The sequence below is a fragment of the Hyphomonas beringensis genome (assembly GCF_000682755.1).
Lineage (GTDB): Bacteria > Pseudomonadota > Alphaproteobacteria > Caulobacterales > Hyphomonadaceae > Hyphomonas > Hyphomonas beringensis.
In genome coordinates, this window is record NZ_AWFF01000026.1 from 1 (window position 1) to 17,593 (window position 17,593).

At 61.6% G+C, this 17,593-nt stretch carries 19 protein-coding genes; 8 read left to right on the forward strand and 11 right to left on the reverse strand.

Translation table 11 applies throughout. From position 1 onward, the window contains the following. The coding region (locus HY29_RS19565) for a hypothetical protein (RefSeq protein ID WP_206741919.1) at window positions 1-323 on the forward strand (323 nt) is incomplete at its 5' end. Window positions 324-478: 155 nt separating this feature from the next. On the opposite strand, the gene HY29_RS03700 is transcribed toward HY29_RS19565, so the two are convergent. Then, entirely contained in the window at window positions 479-991 is a 513-nt protein-coding gene (locus HY29_RS03700) for a GNAT family N-acetyltransferase (RefSeq protein ID WP_051601105.1), read from the reverse strand. 153 nt (window positions 992-1,144) lie between these two features. On the opposite strand from HY29_RS03700, the gene HY29_RS03705 reads away from it, so the two are divergent. After that, complete coding sequence (locus HY29_RS03705) at window positions 1,145-1,513, forward strand: GIY-YIG nuclease family protein (protein ID WP_081811214.1); 369 nt, start codon at window positions 1,145-1,147, stop codon at window positions 1,511-1,513. 234 nt (window positions 1,514-1,747) lie between these two features. Here the strand turns inward: HY29_RS03705 and HY29_RS03710 are convergent, their stop codons facing one another. Both HY29_RS03710 and HY29_RS03715 read right to left on the reverse strand, forming a co-directional pair. After that, window positions 1,748-2,335, reverse strand: a complete 588-nt coding sequence (locus tag HY29_RS03710; protein ID WP_034792562.1) for a hypothetical protein — start codon at window positions 2,333-2,335, stop codon at window positions 1,748-1,750. Between the two features lie 13 nt (window positions 2,336-2,348). Beyond that, window positions 2,349-3,590 carry an argininosuccinate synthase gene (locus tag HY29_RS03715; RefSeq protein WP_034792565.1) on the reverse strand — a complete coding sequence of 414 codons (1,242 nt, stop codon included), beginning with the start codon at window positions 3,588-3,590 and terminating at the stop codon, window positions 2,349-2,351. A 183-nt stretch (window positions 3,591-3,773) separates the two neighbouring features. On the opposite strand from HY29_RS03715, the gene HY29_RS18250 reads away from it, so the two are divergent. Beyond that, complete coding sequence (locus tag HY29_RS18250) at window positions 3,774-5,732, forward strand: hypothetical protein (protein WP_051601106.1); 1,959 nt, start codon at window positions 3,774-3,776, stop codon at window positions 5,730-5,732. Here HY29_RS18250 and HY29_RS03725 read toward each other — a convergent pair. Further along, window positions 5,721-6,149 (reverse strand): DUF4112 domain-containing protein, encoded by a 429-nt coding sequence (locus tag HY29_RS03725; protein ID WP_051601107.1) that lies wholly within the window; start codon window positions 6,147-6,149, stop codon window positions 5,721-5,723. The genes HY29_RS18250 and HY29_RS03725 overlap by 12 nt on opposite strands. Window positions 6,150-6,220: 71 nt before the next feature. On the opposite strand from HY29_RS03725, the gene HY29_RS03730 reads away from it, so the two are divergent. Together HY29_RS03730 and HY29_RS03735 are read left to right on the forward strand one after the other, a co-directional pair. Further along, window positions 6,221-6,565 (forward strand): DUF952 domain-containing protein, encoded by a 345-nt coding sequence (locus HY29_RS03730; RefSeq protein WP_034792843.1) that lies wholly within the window; start codon window positions 6,221-6,223, stop codon window positions 6,563-6,565. Beyond that, window positions 6,566-7,618 carry a quinone-dependent dihydroorotate dehydrogenase gene (locus HY29_RS03735; protein ID WP_034792569.1) on the forward strand — a complete coding sequence of 351 codons (1,053 nt, stop codon included), beginning with the start codon at window positions 6,566-6,568 and terminating at the stop codon, window positions 7,616-7,618. Here the strand turns inward: HY29_RS03735 and HY29_RS03740 are convergent. From HY29_RS03740 to HY29_RS03750, 3 genes are read right to left on the reverse strand one after another with little or no spacing between them, the layout of a single operon-like run. Then, complete coding sequence (locus HY29_RS03740) at window positions 7,581-8,885, reverse strand: MATE family efflux transporter (protein WP_034792572.1); 1,305 nt, start codon at window positions 8,883-8,885, stop codon at window positions 7,581-7,583. The genes HY29_RS03735 and HY29_RS03740 overlap by 38 nt on opposite strands. 39 nt (window positions 8,886-8,924) lie before the next feature. Next, on the reverse strand, window positions 8,925-9,659 hold the full coding sequence (locus tag HY29_RS03745) for a phosphatase PAP2 family protein (RefSeq protein WP_051601108.1): 735 nt from the start codon (window positions 9,657-9,659) through the stop codon (window positions 8,925-8,927). 49 nt (window positions 9,660-9,708) lie between these two features. Then, window positions 9,709-11,022, reverse strand: coding sequence for a dicarboxylate/amino acid:cation symporter (locus HY29_RS03750; RefSeq protein WP_034792577.1), 1,314 nt, complete (start codon window positions 11,020-11,022; stop codon window positions 9,709-9,711). Window positions 11,023-11,144: 122 nt separating this feature from the next. On the opposite strand from HY29_RS03750, the gene hrpB reads away from it, so the two are divergent. Beyond that, window positions 11,145-13,592 carry an ATP-dependent helicase HrpB gene (hrpB, locus tag HY29_RS03755; protein WP_034792580.1) on the forward strand — a complete coding sequence of 816 codons (2,448 nt, stop codon included), beginning with the start codon at window positions 11,145-11,147 and terminating at the stop codon, window positions 13,590-13,592. Between the two features lie 59 nt (window positions 13,593-13,651). Continuing rightward, entirely contained in the window at window positions 13,652-14,122 is a 471-nt protein-coding gene (locus HY29_RS18255) for an OmpA family protein (RefSeq protein WP_051601109.1), read from the forward strand. 20 nt (window positions 14,123-14,142) lie between these two features. Here HY29_RS18255 and HY29_RS03765 read toward each other — a convergent pair whose 3' ends face one another. Together HY29_RS03765 and HY29_RS03770 are read right to left on the reverse strand one after the other, a co-directional pair. Continuing rightward, window positions 14,143-14,574 (reverse strand): hypothetical protein, encoded by a 432-nt coding sequence (locus HY29_RS03765; RefSeq protein ID WP_034792583.1) that lies wholly within the window; start codon window positions 14,572-14,574, stop codon window positions 14,143-14,145. 49 nt (window positions 14,575-14,623) lie between these two features. Beyond that, window positions 14,624-15,289: a pseudouridine synthase gene (locus tag HY29_RS03770; RefSeq protein ID WP_034792586.1), complete on the reverse strand. Its 666-nt coding sequence runs from the start codon at window positions 15,287-15,289 to the stop codon at window positions 14,624-14,626. Window positions 15,290-15,372: 83 nt separating this feature from the next. Between HY29_RS03770 and HY29_RS19510 the strand changes: the two genes are divergently transcribed. Beyond that, window positions 15,373-15,513, forward strand: a complete 141-nt coding sequence (locus HY29_RS19510; protein WP_199285817.1) for a hypothetical protein — start codon at window positions 15,373-15,375, stop codon at window positions 15,511-15,513. 76 nt (window positions 15,514-15,589) lie between these two features. Here HY29_RS19510 and HY29_RS03775 read toward each other — a convergent pair whose 3' ends face one another. Further along, window positions 15,590-16,072 (reverse strand): hypothetical protein, encoded by a 483-nt coding sequence (locus HY29_RS03775; RefSeq protein ID WP_034792589.1) that lies wholly within the window; start codon window positions 16,070-16,072, stop codon window positions 15,590-15,592. Window positions 16,073-16,153: 81 nt separating this feature from the next. After that, window positions 16,154-17,581, reverse strand: a complete 1,428-nt coding sequence (locus HY29_RS03780) for a sensor histidine kinase (RefSeq protein ID WP_241765126.1) — start codon at window positions 17,579-17,581, stop codon at window positions 16,154-16,156. Window positions 17,582-17,593: the final 12 nt, after the last annotated feature.

Sequence of the window (17,593 nt, forward strand, 5' to 3'; positions counted from 1 at the left end):
ATAAAGGCTACGGAATGGAGCGTTACCGCCCTGCGGAGGGATCAAGCGAACGCATTGCGTTCGCCCCGCAGCAGGCCTTGAGCGCAAGCGATAGGCCCGCGCTTTACAGGCACCATGCCCTGCGCTTACGCTCCGGGCCTGTTTCGGGAAATCGTGCCACTGGCACGATTTCTGATCCTCACCAGCCCAACCGGCTTTCACCGGCTCACCCTGGCCTGACCTGCCTAGGCGCTGGCGAGACCGTCTCTCCCCCCAGCACCATCCTGACCCTGCCCCCACGACCAGAACGGTACCTGATCCGGCCCCCGTGTGAGCAGACCTGAAGTATGGCTTGGGGGCGTATCAGACGGATTGGGTTGGGGGCGGAAGGATGTCCTCTCACATCCCGGCAGATACCTACGCAGGTATTGGTGGGGGAGAGGATGGGGCTGTGTCCGCCGAAGTTTCGGTCCTGTGGCTCTGGCCCTCGGCCTGCGCCTCAGGGTTTGCGGGTGTAATAGGCGACGGCGTAATCGGGTTTGTAGCGTTTCTCGCCGACACGGGAGAAGCCCATGCGGGCATGGAATTTGTGGGAGAGCGGATTGTCCGGGTCCGTATTCACTTCGGCGCCGATCCAGTCCCGCCCCTTGGCCAGACCGAAGGCCGCCTCATACAGGCGCTGGCCGATGCGCAGGCCGCGCGCAGCCTCTGCCACGGCGATGCGGTCCACATAGAGCAGGCTCGCCTGCTCCTGTTCCATCCAGCGCTCAAACCAGCGGAGATTGTCGCTGGCATAGGCCATCGTGCCAGGCTCGATCAAATTGATGAAGCCGAGCGGCTGGCCGGCCTCATCCTCGGCCACCAGACAGGTGCCGACATCAAACCAGCGTTTCAGCCCCTCTGGCGTATCCTCATGCCCCACACCGGGCGTGCCGGCCTGATTGATGGCATAAAGGGCGGCAAGATCAGCGGGGGTGTAGGGACGAATACGCATCCGCGCGATGTGGGGCATGGGCCAGGGGATGGCAAGGCTGGGGTGCAGGGGTGCAGCCTATACCGGTCTCATCTTGAGCGAAGTCGAAGGATGAACGGGCCTAGACCCGAAAGCTTCCCCGCACGCGCACGATCCTTCGACTTCGCTCAGGATGAGCGCTAGGGTGGTGTGATGCGGTTCTGGGTTTATCTTCTGCAATGTGCGGACGGAAAATACTATGTCGGCTCACATCGCGGAGACGATGTGGACGCCCGCGTCTGGGAGCACAATGAGGGCTTGAACCCAAAGGCGTTCACTTATTCTCGCAGGCCTGTGGAGCTGGTCTGGTGCGGGGAATTTTCGGACCCGACAGAGATGGTGAATTTCGAACGGCAGATGAAGGGCTGGACCCGCGCCAAGAAGGAAGCCTTTATACGCGGGGACTGGGACAGCCTGAAATCCTTGTCGAAATCCCGCACGGCTCCGCCCATTCCGGAGAAGGGCCGTTTCTACAAACTGACCCATCCGGGTAAGCCACAAGACCCTGACAAACCCAAATAAAGATCGGACGCATCCCTGATCCTCTTCCCGGACTCATCCTGAGCGAAGTCGAAGGATGATGCGGCAAAGCGCTAATCCGCAGCGCACCCGCGCCCGTGCTTCGACTTCGCTCAGCATGAGCGCGTTCGGAAGGGCGGTTCGTGGCGGGAGTCTGGAGGGAGGGTATCGCTCCGCTCAACCCACCCTACACTTGCTCAAGATTTATGAGAATTTCTGTCGAAAGCGCCTTGCACCTTAAGACGCGGCCCAGCCCATAGCGTTCAAAATTTCGTCAGCCATCCGAGATGCAGCTTGTTTTAGCATTACGCCGCCGGACAGGATAATTGCGCCTTTTAAAAAGCCGTTCACGAATCTCGAAATTAGGTCAGAAGAGAAGCGTCCCGCCCCCAAGGAGGCTTCAAACATGGCAATTTCGTGTAGCGCGATTGTGCGGTCATCTTCACTTAATTCGTTATCTGAATTAACTGAAGACTTAAGATCTTCCTTGGCAGCGCTGAGAACTTCCAGCTGCTCGTCCGTCATCTCAACGTAGTTGCGAGGGATATAGTATCCGAGCTTGAACTCGTATTCACGCTTGAGCTGTTGAAGCAATATCACCAGGCGTGCTCTAGGGTCGCGAGTTGCAACTTGAGGGCCTTGAAGGCCGGAGATGATCGTTCGTGCTTCTGCGGCAAGGCTTATGTCTCCAGATTTCCCGACAATGAAGAGAACGGAGCCTAACCACTCATGATTGACTGAATTGTCGTGCCGGAATGTCGCCTTCTCAGGAATTGATCCCAAGAGACGGACAATCTCATTCAGAATTTGGGCATCTTCTGGCATTCCACCTTCCAAGCTAGTTCTTCCCGAACTTCCGGTCGCGTCCCGCCAGCAGCTTGAGCCGCAACGCGTTCAGGCGGATGAAGCCTTCGGCGTCCTTCTGGTCGTAGGCGCCGTGGTCGTCTTCGAAGGTGACGATGTCTTCCCGGTACAGAGAATAGGGGCTGGAGCGGCCGATCAGATAGGCCTGGCCCTTGTAGAGCTTGAGCTTCACTTCGCCGGAGACATAACGCTGGGAATGGTCGATGGCGGCCTGCAGCATTTCGCGCTCCGGGCTCCACCAGAAGCCATTATAGATAAGCTCTGCATATTTCGGCATCAGCTCGTCTTTCAGGTGCGCGGCGCCGCGGTCGAGCGTGGCCTGTTCGATGCCGCGGTGGGCGACCAGCAGGATCGTGCCGCCGGGCGTCTCATAGATGCCGCGGGACTTCATGCCCACGAAGCGGTTTTCCAACAGGTCCAGCCGGCCGATGCCGTGCTTCTTGCCGTATGCGTTGAGGGCGGTGAGCAGCGTGGCGGGGCTCATTTCTTCGCCATTGATGGAGCAGGCATCGCCGCGCTCGAACCCGATGGTGATGATTTCCGCCTCGTCCGGTGCATCTTCCGGGCTGATCGTCCGCATATGAACGAATTCCGGAGCGGGCTCGGCCGGGTCTTCCAGCACTTTGCCCTCGGAGGAGGAGTGCAGCAGGTTTGCGTCGACGGAGAAGGGGGCCTCGCCGCGCTTGTCTTTCGCGATCTCGATGCCGTGGGATTCGGCGAATTTCAGAAGGTCTGTCCGGGATTTGAAATCCCAGTCGCGCCATGGGGCGATGACCTTGATGTCCGGGTTCAGGCCGTAATAGCCGAGCTCGAAGCGGACCTGGTCGTTGCCCTTGCCGGTCGCGCCATGGCAGACGGCGTCGGCGCCGACCATGTCTGCGATCTCGATCTGGCGCTTGGCGATCAGCGGCCGGGCGATGGAGGTGCCGAGCAGGTAGACGCCCTCATAGACGGCATTGGCGCGGAACATCGGGAAGACATAATCGCGCACAAAGTCTTCGCGCACATCCTCGATGAAGATGTTTTCCGGCTTCACGCCAGCGGCGAGCGCTTTTTCGCGTGCGGGCCCCAGTTCCTCGCCCTGGCCGAGGTCTGCCGTGAAGGTCACGACTTCCGCGCCGAACTCTGTCTGCAGCCATTTCAGGATGATCGATGTGTCGAGCCCCCCGGAATAAGCGAGGACGACTTTTTTCGGGGCGGAACCTGTCTTGGCCATGAAGCTGTACCTTTCTTGTGCACGCGCGCAACGGCTGTTGCCATAAGGTCCAAATGACGTGCTGACAAGCGTCGCTCTGGGATCAAGGGGATGGTTTTGGCCTGGTTAATTAGTTAATATGAAAGGTAGGGGCATTAAGCCTGATGCCAGATAGGCAAAGGTAACCGCCGGAGGGGTTTTGAGATGTTCGAGACAAGACTGACAGAAGGTCATGAAACGACTCCCATGCTTCGGGGCGGAGTGCGCAGGTCTGACGGGGCATCCCGCCCTGAAAAGGCCGTGCGGCAAAAGGCCGAGACCGATGTGCGCGGCAGCTTCCGTGAGCGCCTTGAGGCCCGCAAGGCGACGCGGCCCCAGTCGACCCTCGCCATTGATTCGGGCATTCGCTATCCGGCGCTGAAAGATGGCCGCGTTACCCGCGCGCCACGTGCCGTCAGCCCGGTGCAGCCGCCCTGCGCCGTACAGACAGAGCGCGCGCCGCTGAAGATGACCTTCGCGCTGCCGAGAGTGCCGGACATGGTGCTGAAGCGGACGCCGCTGAGTTCCGTCTCGGCGGGCGCATTGCCGCTGGCCGGGAAGGGCAAGGCGGGCCTGTCCGGCGGTGGGCATGACGATGATGAGGGCGGTGTGCGCACGCGTCTGGGCGATGTATCGCAACTGGCATTTGCTGGTCTGGCTGTGCTGGGCCTGGCGGGTCTGTCGGTCATGGCAGCGGAATCGGCGCTGCATGAGGATGATCCCAGCGATGCAGGATCAGGCGAGACAGGTGGCGATGATTTGAAGCTGGCGCAGCAGGACGCGGCACCGACGCCGGCGGGGCAAACGTCTGCCCTGGCTCTGGCGGCGGCATCACAGCCGGTAGGCGCCGAGAGCCAGCCATGGTTTGATTACAAGCGCCTCGCCACAGAGATTGCCGTGCGTCAGGAAGAGGCTGAGGCCGCCCGGGTCGAGGCTGAGACGAGAGCCGCCCAAGAGGCTGAACGCCGCGCCGCCGCTGCGATTGCCGATGCAGAAGCCGCGCGTCTGGCCGAGGAACAGAGCCTGGCCCAGTCCGCCCGCGAGGCACGTCTGGCCGAACAGGCCGCCGAAAAGAAACGCCTCGCTGAGCTGGAGGCCCGCCGCGTGGCAGAGGCCGAGGCCCTGCGTCAGGCGGAACTGGAAGCCCGGCGTGTGGCCGAAGCGGAAGCCAAAGCGCTGCGTCTGGAAGAACTGGAAGCGCGCCGTCTGGCCGAAGCCGAAGCCGAGACGCGCCGCCTGGCGCAGCTGGATGCCCGTCGCGCAGCCGAGCTGGACGCGATGCGCCGCGCGGACATTGCCGCGAAACAGGCCATTCAGGAACAATTGCGCCGTCAGGCTGGCTTTGCGGTACAGCCGGAACCTGCTGCGCCCGAGATAACAAAGGTCTCTGCTGCGCCAGAGGAAGATGCGCGGCTGGTGTCGGCAATTGGCATCACGGATATGCCGCAGCCTGCATCGCTGAAGCCTGCCTCCATTCAGGTAATGGCGCCTGCGCCGATGCCGGAGCAGAGCCGCCGGGCTGCGATCACTTTTGCTGCCTATACCGGCGCTGTGCCGAACCCGGCCTCTCTGAAGCCTGCCAACCCATTGCAGCTGGCAGCCGCCACGCCGACACAGCGCAGCGCGCCAAAGATCCTGACGGCGACGACGGCTGGGGTCCGCGCCTTTGACCGCCCGGTGGGCGCGGTTGCGCCGGTGGAGCAAACATCTCAACAGGTTGAGGATTTCATTGTCCGCCGCGTGCAGGCCGCGTCTGATGTGACCTTTACCGAAGAGGCGCTAAGCCCGCTGCGCGCAGATTTCCTTGAACTGGTGAACGGCGCACAGGATGGCAGCCGTTCCATTCTGGTGACGCCGGATGGCCGCCAGGTAGAGATCTTCATGGAAGAAACGCTGACCCGCAATGTGAATCGTCCGGTGATCCGCACGGTCAGCTATAGTGTCAGCCAGTATGATGCCGTGCAGCGCTCAGTCGAGACGGCGGCAGAACAGGTGCCGGTAACGTGCCGCGATATTGCCTATGCCATTCCGGGCGTGGAGCGCGGACGGTTTGCGGCCTGCGAATCCGGCAAGGGCGACTGGCTGATCTCCCGCGCGACAGACCGGCCCGGCTCAGACGTTTGAGGCTTTGGCCAGTTCGGCCTCGTGCTTGCGGGCGCGTTTGATGAGGTGCTTTTCCACGACGCGAAAATTCTTGCGGTGGGAGCGGAAAAAGACGTCGAAGACATCCCCCGCCAGCGGCACGGCGCCAATGGCCGCATCTGCGACGAGATTCCAGATAATCTGAATGTGCGCGGTGATGGGCAGTTTCAGGCGCGCGGCTGTGCCAAGCGCGTAGAGGCCCATGGCCCCGGTGACAGCATCCCCCGCAACCGGCACAACCCCGATAACAGCGTCCAGCCCGACCGGGACACCGGCGATTTTGAAGCGGGAATCCATCAGGCGGGAGAAGCGGTTGAAACCGGCGATTTCCTCTCCGATCGTGCGGCCCGTCGGAAGCCGCAAATGATGGTGCTCAGGTGTTTCGGCGCTGCCAGCCATTTTCATCCCCCTGCAGAATATGAGGTCAACACGGATTGCGCCTGGCGTCAAAGCCTGCTGAAACGCAGGTCATGGACGACACACATGTCTTCAAATTGCTGACGGATGAGCAATGGCGTGATGCCGAACAGACCGGGGCGACCAATGTGCCGCTGGACCGGGATGACGGCTATGTGCATCTCTCAACCGCTGCGCAAGTTGCGGAAACGGCGCGACTATACTTTTCGGGCCAGAAGGATGTGCGCCTGGTAAGGTTCCCGGTGGATCGCCTTCCGCCCCTGAAATGGGAAAACAGCCGGGGGGGACAAATGTTCCCGCATCTCTATGCTTTCTTGCGTATTTCAAAGGCGGATGCCGTCTGGCGTCTGGCCCTGGCAGAAGACGGGGCCCCCATCATGCCGAGGGATTTGACTTAAATGAGCCTGACTGATCTTGGCGTTGCCGCCATCAAGATGCTGCCGCCGGAGCTGGCGCATACAGCAACCATCCGTCTGCTGAAGGCACGGATTGGGGTGCCCATGCGGCCGCCCGCGACGCACCCGACACTGGCGGTGAAGCTGCCGAAGTCCGGGCTTGCCTTGTCTGGCCCGGTCGGGCTGGCGGCCGGCTTTGACAAGAATTGTGATGTGCCGGCGGCGATGGCCAAATATGGCTTTGGCTTTGTTGAGTGCGGAACGGTGACGCCCAGACCGCAGCCGGGAAACCCGAAGCCGCGCCTGTTTCGCCTCAGTGAAGACCGCGCAGTGATAAACCGGATGGGCTTCAACAATGAGGGCCTAGATTATTTCGTCGGTAATTTGGAAACCTATCAGGGCGAAGTGCCGATTGGCGCGAATGTCGGCGCCAATAAGGAAAGCGATGACCGGATTGCCGACTATGTTGAGGGTGTCGAAGCCGTTGCGCCCCATGCGGACTATATCACGATCAATATCTCTTCTCCCAATACGCCCGGCTTGCGCGGCCTGCAGGACAAGGCTTCCCTTGAGGCGCTGTTGACGGCGTGCGGGCAGGCAGAGCGCGCGGGCAAGCCTGTATTCCTGAAAGTGGCACCGGACCTGGACCCGCAGGCAATCAAGGATATTTGCGGCGTTGTGCGCGGGGCAGGGGCCTGGCTGTCAGGTCTGATTGTCTCCAACACGACGCTGGCCCGTCCGGAAAGCCTGCGCAGCGCCGACAAGGGCGAGACAGGCGGCCTCTCTGGCGCGCCACTGATGGAGCCGTCTACGGAGGTTTTGAAGGCCTTCGCGCGGGAATTGGGCGGCGAGTTTGATCTGATCGGCGCGGGCGGGATTGCCAGCGGCGAAGATGCCTATCGCAAGATCAAGGCTGGCGCGCATGCCGTGCAGCTTTATTCAGCGCTGGTATATGAAGGCCCCGAACTGGCCGAGCGGATCAATCAGGACCTGGTCAGCCTGTTGCAGGCAGATGGGTTTACGACGCTGGCCGAGGCGGTCGGGAAAGACCTCTGAACAGGCCCGGCACGTAAAGCCCGAGCGCCGCAGCCCGGAACAGGTACATCAACAGGAAGGCGGTCCAGACGCCGGCATTGCCCATTGCTGGACGCAGCATCAGGTCTGCGCAGATATAGAGAGCGGCAGACAGGATGCCGGCATTGCGCAGGGCGCGGCCTTGCGTTGTGCCGAGGAACAGCCCGTCCAGCTGCCAGGCTGCAATGCCCAAGAGGGGCACGGCGGCGCACCATGGCAGATAGGCGAGCGCAGCGGCCCGGGCCTCCGGATCGCGGATGAAAATGTCGATGACCCAGCCGCCGCCCAGCCAGTAGGCAAGGGAGATAGCCGCGCCGGAGAGCAGGGCGAATTCCGTTGTCAGGCGCATGGCACGGGAGAGTCGCTTGCCATCGCGCGCGCCATACGCTTCCCCGGCTTCCTTCTCTGCAACAAAGGCAAACCCGTCCAGCACGAAGGCGGCGACGGTGATGAATTGCAGGAGAACTTCATTGCCTGCGGTGATGGCGGTGGAGATCATCGTGCCGGAGCGCACGAACCAGGCAAAGCACAGCAGCAGCGCCAGTGTCCGGATCATGATGTCGCGATTGGCGGCCAGCAGCGCGGTCAGCCTGTCGCGGTCCAGCAGGCGGGCATGGCCGCGAAAGGCCGGAGCGACAAGGATCAGGCCGAAGACCAGCGCGACCCATTCGGCAATGGCTGTGCCAGCTCCGATTCCGGCAGGGCCCCAGTCAAGTTTTGCGACGAACCAGGTATCGAGCCCGGCATTGACGCCGTTCATCACGATCTGGAAGGCCAGCATCTGGCCGGTCTTGCCGGTGCCAAGCATCCAGCCGGTGACGGCGAGCCCCATCAGATAGGCCGGCGCGCCCCAGATGCGGGCATTGAAATATCCACCCGCCAGTGTCTCGACCGTCTCTGTGCCATGAAAGGCCGCGAAGATGCCGAGCCTCAGGAGAGGGGACACCAGGAACAGCACCGCGCCGATGCCGGCACCCATCAGGAGGGCGCGTAACAGAATGGCGCGCGATTCCGCGATGTCTCCGCCGCCATTCGCCTGCGCAGTCAGACCGGTGGTCGACATGCGCAGGAAGCCAAAGCCCCAATAGATGAAGCTGAAGGCGACGGCGGCGATGGCCACGGCGGCGAGGTCTGACTTGTCGCCAAAGCGGCCCATAATGGCGGTGTCGACAACTCCGGTCGTCGCGGTTGCCGCCTGCGCGAGGATCACGGGCGTTGCGAGGGAGAGGATCTTGCGCCGGGTCAGCATGGCGACCCGCTTAGCGTGATTGGGCGAGGCGGGCGAGGTCTATTGCGCCTGCAGGGCTGTATATAGCTCCCGTGCATGGGGCAGCGCGATGAAGAGGTATAGCGGGAAGGCCAGCGTCACGATCATCAGCGCGACAGGCACATGTCGCGCCGCATCTGGCAGGCGGTCGCCCTCGGTCAGCGCGGCAATGGCGGTCAGCATCAGGGCCGCAAGCGCGAGGCCTGCCAACGTGTCACTTGGCCAATGGGCGCCAAGATAGATCCGCGACAGGGCGATCATGATAGCCAGGCTCGCAAAGGCGACGGCCAGCAGGCGGCCCGGAAGGCGCTTGAACACAGCCATGGAGAGCAGGGCCAGCGCGCCATAGATCAGGGCGGAATTGGTGGCATGGCCGCTGGGAAAGCTGAAGGATTCCACGCCGCCATAAAGGTCCACGGTCGGGCGAGGACGTGCGACAGTGGACTTGATCAGCTTCACGATGAGCGGTGTGAGGAGGAACGCGCCCGCAAATATGCCCGCTTCCTTCCAGGCGCGGGCGATCAGCAAGGCGCCAATTGTCACGATGCTGACCAGAATCAGAAAGCGGGAATCTCCCAGCGCGGTAATGACCAGCATCACCTCGTTCAGGAGCGGTGTGCGCAAATCTGCAATTTGATCCGTGATCATTCGGTCAAGATGATCCAGACCCCAGACATCCTGCACGCCCAGGGCGAGCGCTGTAATAATGATAAGGGAGAGGGCTGCGACCGCAGCGTAGGGTTTCAGGCCTGTCATGGCGTCACAATGCCCCGACAGGCCTGAAGTTCCAGAAATTTGTAGCGGGTCAGACCGGGTCTCTTGCGCGGTAGATTTCCTCGTCGAACTCGCCTTCCCACTTTGCGACGGCCGTGGCGACGGTGAGATCTCCGGTCACATTGGTGACGGTGCGCATCATGTCGAGGATACGGTCGAACGGGAAGAGCACGGCGATCACGACGACGATCTGTTCCGGTGTGGCCCCGATCACGCTGAGCGTGGTGGCGGCCAGGAACAGGCTGACGGACGGAATGCCGGCTGTGCCGATGGAGACCAGCGTCGCCATCAGGATGATGGTGACATACATGCTGATGGTCATCGGGGTGCCCATGGCCTGCGCGGCGAAGAGGGCGATGACGCCCTGATACAGCGCCGTACCGTCCATGTTGATGGTTGCGCCGAGTGGCAGGACCGAAGAGGCGACCGGCTTGCCGATGCCGAGGTTCTTCGTGGCGCAGGCAATCGTCATCGGAAGCGTGGCATTGGAAGACGAAGTCGAGAAGGCCAGGGCCTGGGCATCCACTGCGCCGCGGAAGAAGGGCAGCAATGGAAGGCGCAAACCCCCGCGAATGATCAGGCCATAGGTGATCAGAATGTGCAGGCCGCAGGCAATGTAGTGCGTCAGTGTCAGCTTGCCGAGGAAGATGAGAATATCGAGCCCGCGCTCACCCAACACCCAGGCCATCAGCGCAAACACACCGAAAGGCGCGGTTTCCATGACAATCAAGGTCAGCTTCATGACGGCTTCGGCCGCGCTGTTGATGACATTGGCCAGCGGCTTGCCGGCTTCCCCGCACATCAGAATGCCTATGCCGAGCATGATGGAGAAGAAGATGATCTGAAGCACGTCCCCATTGGCCAATGCGGCAACCGGGTTGGTCGGGATGATGGAGAGCAAGGTGTGCATCAATTGCTCGCCGACACTGCCGGGTTGCGGATTGGCATCCAGGCGGGCCTTGGCCTCTGCAATGTCTGCGGCAGAGGCAATGGACAGGTCAAAACCGGCGCCGGGCTGGATGATTGTTCCCATCAGGAGACCGAAGCTGACGGCGACGAGCGTTGTGCCCATATACATCATCAGGGCACGGCCCCCGAGACTGCCGAGTTTTTTCGGGTCTCCCATCGCCAGCACGCCGGACAGCAGCGTGGTGAAGATCAGTGGAACAACCAGCATCTTGATCAGGCTGATGAAGGCGTCGCCAAATGGCTTGGCCCAGGTCCTGACGGCATCTCCTGCCGCTTCGGCGCCCATGCCGTATCGCAGGCCGAGGCCCACCAGGGCCCCCAATACCAAGCCCGCGATCACACGCTGCCAGAGATCAATTCCGAACCACCATTTCATTGAGAAAGCTCCTGCCCCGTTGGTTGCGCGCGACGGTACGGCGCACTGTACGTAATGGCAATTGCGAGTCTGAACTTACTGCAGCTTGCCAGCTACGGGTCGAAACGCCTATCAGGCTTAGCGTGAGAACTGGTCTCTCTTCCCTTCCGATTGATGATGTTCTGGCCGAAATCCGGTCAGTCATGGCGGACCACACGCGCCTCGTACTGGCTGCGCCGCCCGGCGCGGGCAAGACGACACGCGTGCCCCTGGCCCTGGCGGGTCTGCTGGGAGAGCCCCCGGTCATTGAGGGCCGCATCATCATGCTGGAGCCTCGGCGGATCGCGGCGCGGATGGCTGCGCAGCAAATGGCGACCTCGCTGGGAGAGAAACTGGGCCAGACAGTGGGTCTGACCACGCGGGTGGACCGGAAAGTTTCCAGCGAAACGCGCGTTGAGGTCATCACGGATGGCCTGTTCACACGGCGCATCCTGTCTGATCCTGAATTGAGCGGCGTCGGGGCGGTGATCTTTGACGAATTCCATGAGCGCCGCCTGAATTCGGATTTGGGACTCACGCTGGCGATGGAAGCGCAGGGAGCGCTGCGCGAAGATCTGCGTATTCTGATCATGTCCGCCACACTCGATACGGAAAGCGTATCCAGAGTGCTTGCGTGTCCGGTGATCGAGAGTGAAGGCCGGCAATATCCGGTCGAAACGCGCTATCTGGGCCGGTCTCAGGACCGCGAGCGGATCGAAGACCGGATGCCCGTAGCCATACGGAAGGCCCTGAAGGAGGAAGACGGATCCATTCTGGCTTTCCTGCCTGGGGCAAGGGAAATCCTGCGCACGGCAGACCAGCTGGACGGCGCTCCGGAAAGTGTACGTGTCGTGCCCCTCTTCGGGGCATTGACCCCGGCAGAGCAGGATGCGGCTGTCTCTCCCGCCCCGGAAGGCACGCGCAAAGTGGTGCTCGCCACGGACATTGCTGAAAGCGCCCTGACCATTGAGGGCGTGCGCATCGTCATCGATTCCGGATTGTCGCGCGTGGCGGAGGATGCTGCAGGCGGACTTGGCACGCGGCTCTCCACGGTGAAGGCGTCCCGTGCCTCGGTCGATCAACGCCGGGGCCGGGCAGGGCGCCTGTCGCCGGGCGTATGCTATCGGCTGTGGGATGAGGCCGCGACGCGGGGCCTGATGCCAGCGCCTGTGCCGGAAATCCTGAAGAGTGACCTGTCCGGCCTTGTGCTGACACTGGCCGAATGGGGCGAGCGGGATGCTGGGCGCCTAATCTGGATGGATCAGCCCCCGGCGGGACGCCTGAAGTCCGCGCAGGATTTGCTGGTGACGCTGGGGGCGCTGGATGCGCAGGGAAGTCTTACGCCTTTGGGAACAGAAATGGCGTGTTTGCCCCTGCCGCCGCGCCTTGGGGCGCTGGTCGCGAGTGCGCCGTCGCCCGCAGAACGGGCGCTGGCAGCCGAGATTGCAGCCTTGGCCGGGGAACGGGGCATGGGCGGCAGCTCGCCGGATTTGAGAGATCGGCTGGCGGGCTTTCGCAAGGATGGCTCTCCCCGGGCGCGGAGCCTGAAGGCGCAAGCCAAAAGCTGGGGCAACGGCGCTGATCCCGGCGGGGACATGGCGAAATTGCTGGCGCGGGCCTGGCCGGACCAGATCGCGCGCAAGCGGCCGGGCAGTGCGGGCAGCTATCTGATGGCGTCCGGACGGGCCGCGATGTTGCCGGAGACGGATGCGCTGGCAAAGCAAGACTGGCTGGTGATTGCGGATCTGGGCGGCGCGGCGAAAGAGGCGCGGATTTCCCTGGCCATGCCGATTGATGAGGCTGTCGCGCTTGAGATTGGCGGCGTCGTCTCTGAAGACCGGGCGAGCTTTGACCCCAGGACCGGCAAATTTACGGCGCGGCGGGTGAAAGCGCTGGGGGCGATTGTCCTGTCCGAGGCGCCGCTGCCCAAGCCGAAGCCGGCAATCTGTGCGGCGGCGATGCTGGACGCCATTCGCGAAGAAGGCTTCCCCGCCATTGGCGCGGATGATGTCGTGCAGGAAACCTTGGCCCGTATCGGCATGCTGGAAACCGCAGGCTGTATCGAGGCTGGAGGCATGAGCCTGGAGGGCCTGGTAGAGAGCGCGAAAGACTGGCTCTTGCCCCTGTTGAAGCGTCAGGGCGCCAGCGTGCCGCCGCCGCATGCGGTGCGAGAGGCGCTGGTGACAAGTCTTGATTGGCAGGTGCAGGAAGCGTTGCGCCGGGATGCCCCGCTGAACCTGGAACTGCCGTCTGGCCAGACGGCGCGGGTGGATTATCTGGATGATCGCGCGCCGCTCGTCTCTGCCCGCGCGCAAGCCTTTTATGGGCTGAGTGAGCATCTCAAACTGGCGGCAGGCCGCGTACCTGTGACCGTGGAAATGCTGTCCCCGGGCATGAAGCCGGTCGCCACGACACAGGACCTTGGACAGTTCTGGGGGGCGGGCTATCTCGACATGGCAAAGGACATGCGCGGGCGCTATCCCAAGCATGACTGGCCGGCCGATCCAGCCTCTGCCCGGGCCCATGAAGGGCGCACGAAGAAAAGATTATAGGGAACCGGTGGGGGCAAATGGCGTTTTCCAAGGGATAGCTGACCCCAAAGGAGCTCGCCATGAAAATTCTGAGCCTGACACTGGCCTCTGCTGTAACTGCAACAATGGCAGCCCATGCAGAGCTGCCCGCCCCGCCGCAGGAGCCCCTCACTTACGCCCCGGCACCAAAGGCCTGCACGACGGAAGAATTCACGATCTATTTTGAGCGCGGTGTGACCCGCCTCGGCGATCAGGCCGATGCTGTTCTGGACGCTGTTGCCGATGATCTGAGCGATTGCCGCTATGCCCGTATCGAAGTGACCGGCGATAGCGATGCCGCAGGCCCTGTGGATTTGAACCGCAAAGTGTCGGATGAGCGCGCCCAAGCCGTGGTCGAAGGCCTGAAAGCCCGCAACATTACGGCAGGCCATATCGGGATTGAGCCGAAGGGCGAGGCCCGCGCCTATGCCGCGAATGGCTATGCCGAGCCGCTGAACCGCAAGGCGACCGTGCGTCTGGTGCCGGTCAATTCGGACCAGCGCGCCTCATAAATTCAAGAGATATTCAAACCTTAATTCGGGCGGCTATCTGATTGGCCGCCCCATTCCATGCCCATTGTCTTTTTCATCCAGTCGGCAAAGGTGGCTGGCTTTTCAAGGGCCTTGGGGTCCAGAGACCCATAGGAAACGAGTGGGCCATCGCGCGCTTCAAGGCGAACGCCGCGCACATGAGTGTCGCCAAGCGACCAGTCATTATGGGCGCCGGTGTCCAGCAGCAGCATGACCTGTTCGCCGCCGCGGCCTTCCTCGTCACGGCCGAAGACCAGTCCGTAGACTTTCTCACGTCCCCATAACCCATGGCTGGAGGCCTGACGCTTCCCATCAAGCAGAACCTCATCCCATAGCAGGTTACGTCGCCACTGCAGGACGTGCATGCGATCCTCCATGATGATCTTGATGTCGACATGGTGCATGGACAGACGAACGATTTCGGCGCGTAGCATGGGCAACTCCGTAATTATCGAAAAACGATAATATGAAGTGGCAGCGGGGTCAAGCCGTTTCGAAGGGGCAGGGGGCCACGAACTGGACGTCCTCGCCCGTCACCGGATGACGAAAGCCCAGTTCGCTGGCGTGGAGATGCAGGCGCGTCACCATGTTGCGCGCGAGATCATGGGCATAGAGCTGGTCTCCCAGAATGGGGTGGCCAAGCTCTGCCATGTGCACACGCAGCTGGTGAGACCGACCGGTCAGCGGGATAAGCTTCACGCGGGAGGCGGCAGCGTGGCGGTCAATGATCTCAAACCGTGTCTGGCTGGGTTTGCCAATTTCATGATCCACCTTCTGCATGGGCCGGTTGGGCCAGTCTGTGATGAGAGGCAGGTCAATCAGCCCGTTCGCTTCCTCAGGTGCCATCCAGACATCGGCCAGATAGGTCTTTGCGACCTCTCCCTGTTCGAAGGCTTTTGAGAGCGCGCGCTGGATGTCAGCAGTGCGGGCGAACAGCAGCAGGCCGCTGGTTGCCATGTCCAGGCGGTGAACCGTCAGGGCGCCAGGATAGGCTTCATCCGCGCGGCTGCGGGCGCAATCGGCCTTTTCGGGGCCGCGTCCGGGCACAGATAGAAGGCCTGCCGGCTTGTCGGCCACAATCAGCCATTCATCCACATGGAGAAAGACAAGCGGGTCTGAAGGCGGCGTATAGGGAGTGTGGACAGGCATAAGTTTGACGGAACCGTCTCGGCAATTGTGCGTTGGCAAGTGGACGCCTTCATTCCGGAGGCAGATGAAAAGGAGCTTTGGATATGAAAAAACCGATTATTGCAATCCTGCTTGGTCTTGGCGCTTTTGGTCTTGCGGCCTGCGACAGCAATGATGGCCCTGCAGAAGAGCTGGGTGAAGAAGTAGATGATGCTGCCGACGACGTTCAAGACGAGTTGGACTAATCGGTTTCTTCCGAGCAAAATTAAAGCCAGCCTTCGGGCTGGCTTTTTTATGGCTGGAAGGTTTTTGAAGTTCGGATCAGGTGGTCTGGTCGTCAGCGTCTACAATGTCGGCCTTCTCGCGGTTCAGATCCTGCGCTTCGGCAAAGGAGCGCGCGTCGAGGTCCATGACATCGACAACTTCGCGTGTCTCTGGATTCAGCAGTGCCAGGCGATGGCCAAACCGCACGGTTTGAAGTTCCGCTTTCTTCAGCGGCGCTTCGAGGATAATGGCAAATTCTGCGGAGGTCGCCGGCATTTGTGTTGGCAGAATCATGCCAGGCACAATCCTGTCTTCGACAGGCGAGTCTGCCAGGCAGATGCCTTTCTTCTGAATGCCGACTTCGCAGTTGCGGCCTTTCAGGTCAAAGTCATGATCAAAGATCGTATAGTCCGCTTCCTGAAAATAATCGACGGCTTTAACGTCTGGTCCAGGCAGTGCAGGTTGCAGAATGACGGCAAGGCCGGCAATCGAGGCCGCGCCGGCAGAAACACAAGCAGAAACAATCATCTCGGGGGTCATAGGGTCCATCCAGCTTACTGGTGGACTAATGCGTGTGTAGGGGATTTGGTTCCCAAAGCACGGGATAATGACGATAAAATGTCAGGCCCTGGGCGGAAGGGTCAACCGGAAAACAGATCCTTCAGGCCCCGTAGAGGCCAGTTCCAGTTCACCGCCCATGGCTTCGGCCAATTCCCGTGCGATCACGAGCCCGAGCCCTGTACCTGTCTGGCGCGCTGTGCCAGCAAAAGGGGTGAACAGATTGTCGGCGGCTTTCTGAGGCAGGCCCGGGCCGGTGTCCACGAACTCGATCTGATTATTCTCTGAGCTGACGAAAATTCGGGAAGGGTCGGAGCCTGCTGCGGCCATTGCTTCAGCCGCATTGCGGATAAGGTTTGCCGCGATCCTGTGAAGGTGATCAGGGTCTGCGGTCACCTGGTCCAGCATGTGGACATTGTTTATAAGTTCGACAGACGGCCACGCCGCGAGCGCCTCGTCGGCGGCCTCGTCGATCGCTTGTTTCAGGTATATCGTATCCGGCTCAGCTGGCTGTGGCATCGCCTTGCCATAATCGAGCGTTTCAGTTGCCAGAGTGATCGCGCGGGTCAAGGCGCGCTCAAGGCGCGGTGCAGCCTTCTGTACACGGATGTCTTCAGATCGCGCCAGCGTGTCCGAGACAAGCTGCGCGGAGGCAAGGGAGTTGCGCAAATCATGGTTGATCTTGGCGACGGCCATACCGAGCTCAGCAAGATGGGCGCGCTGGCGGAAACTGTCGGCCACAGCGCCTTCCATGTCAGACAGGGCGTTCTGTGCCCGGCCTATCTCATCACTCCGGCGCGTCGGCGGCAGACGTTTGGTCCAGCCACCTGGATCCTGGCGGAACTGTTCCACGCTGAGGGTGACGCGCTGCATGGGGCGCACGACAAGGAGGTGGAGCAGAACGTAGATGATGGAGGCGGCAACCATCGCGATGAGCAGGGCAAGGCCCGCAATCCGGCGGGCATAGGCATAGAGTCCGGCCTTCATCGGCGCTTGCGGGACGACCACTTCGATCACCCGGTCTGGCTCTGACCCGATGGCGGTAACGACGAGAATGCGGTCGTCTGGCGCGAAGAAGGCGCCGATCACATCCAGGACACGGCTTAGCGCGCTGGTGTCGCGCAGATCTTCAGCATGCATCTCGCCTTCCATGGGCATGTTGGAGGAGAGCAGCTGAAACCGCATGTCGTCTTCTGTTTCTGCGACGGCGAGCACTTCGGCATTTTCCAGCAATTGCTGGGAGAGTTCTTCGGACACAGAGCGCTCCGGTGCGGCGTCCAAGGCGAGCGCGGCAATACGGGCGGCCTGCACGCGTTCATTCAGCCAGGCCATACGATAGCCGGATGCGCTCGGCACGAAAATGAACGCCTCGACGATCAGGATGGCGACCACGGTGAGCGCAAAAAGGCGAAACGACAGGCTGTTGAACCATCGCGCCGTGGCGCGGGTTTCAGCAGTCTGAGGTACGGGCGCGTCAGGCGTTTCGGTCACGCGCTTGAAGTA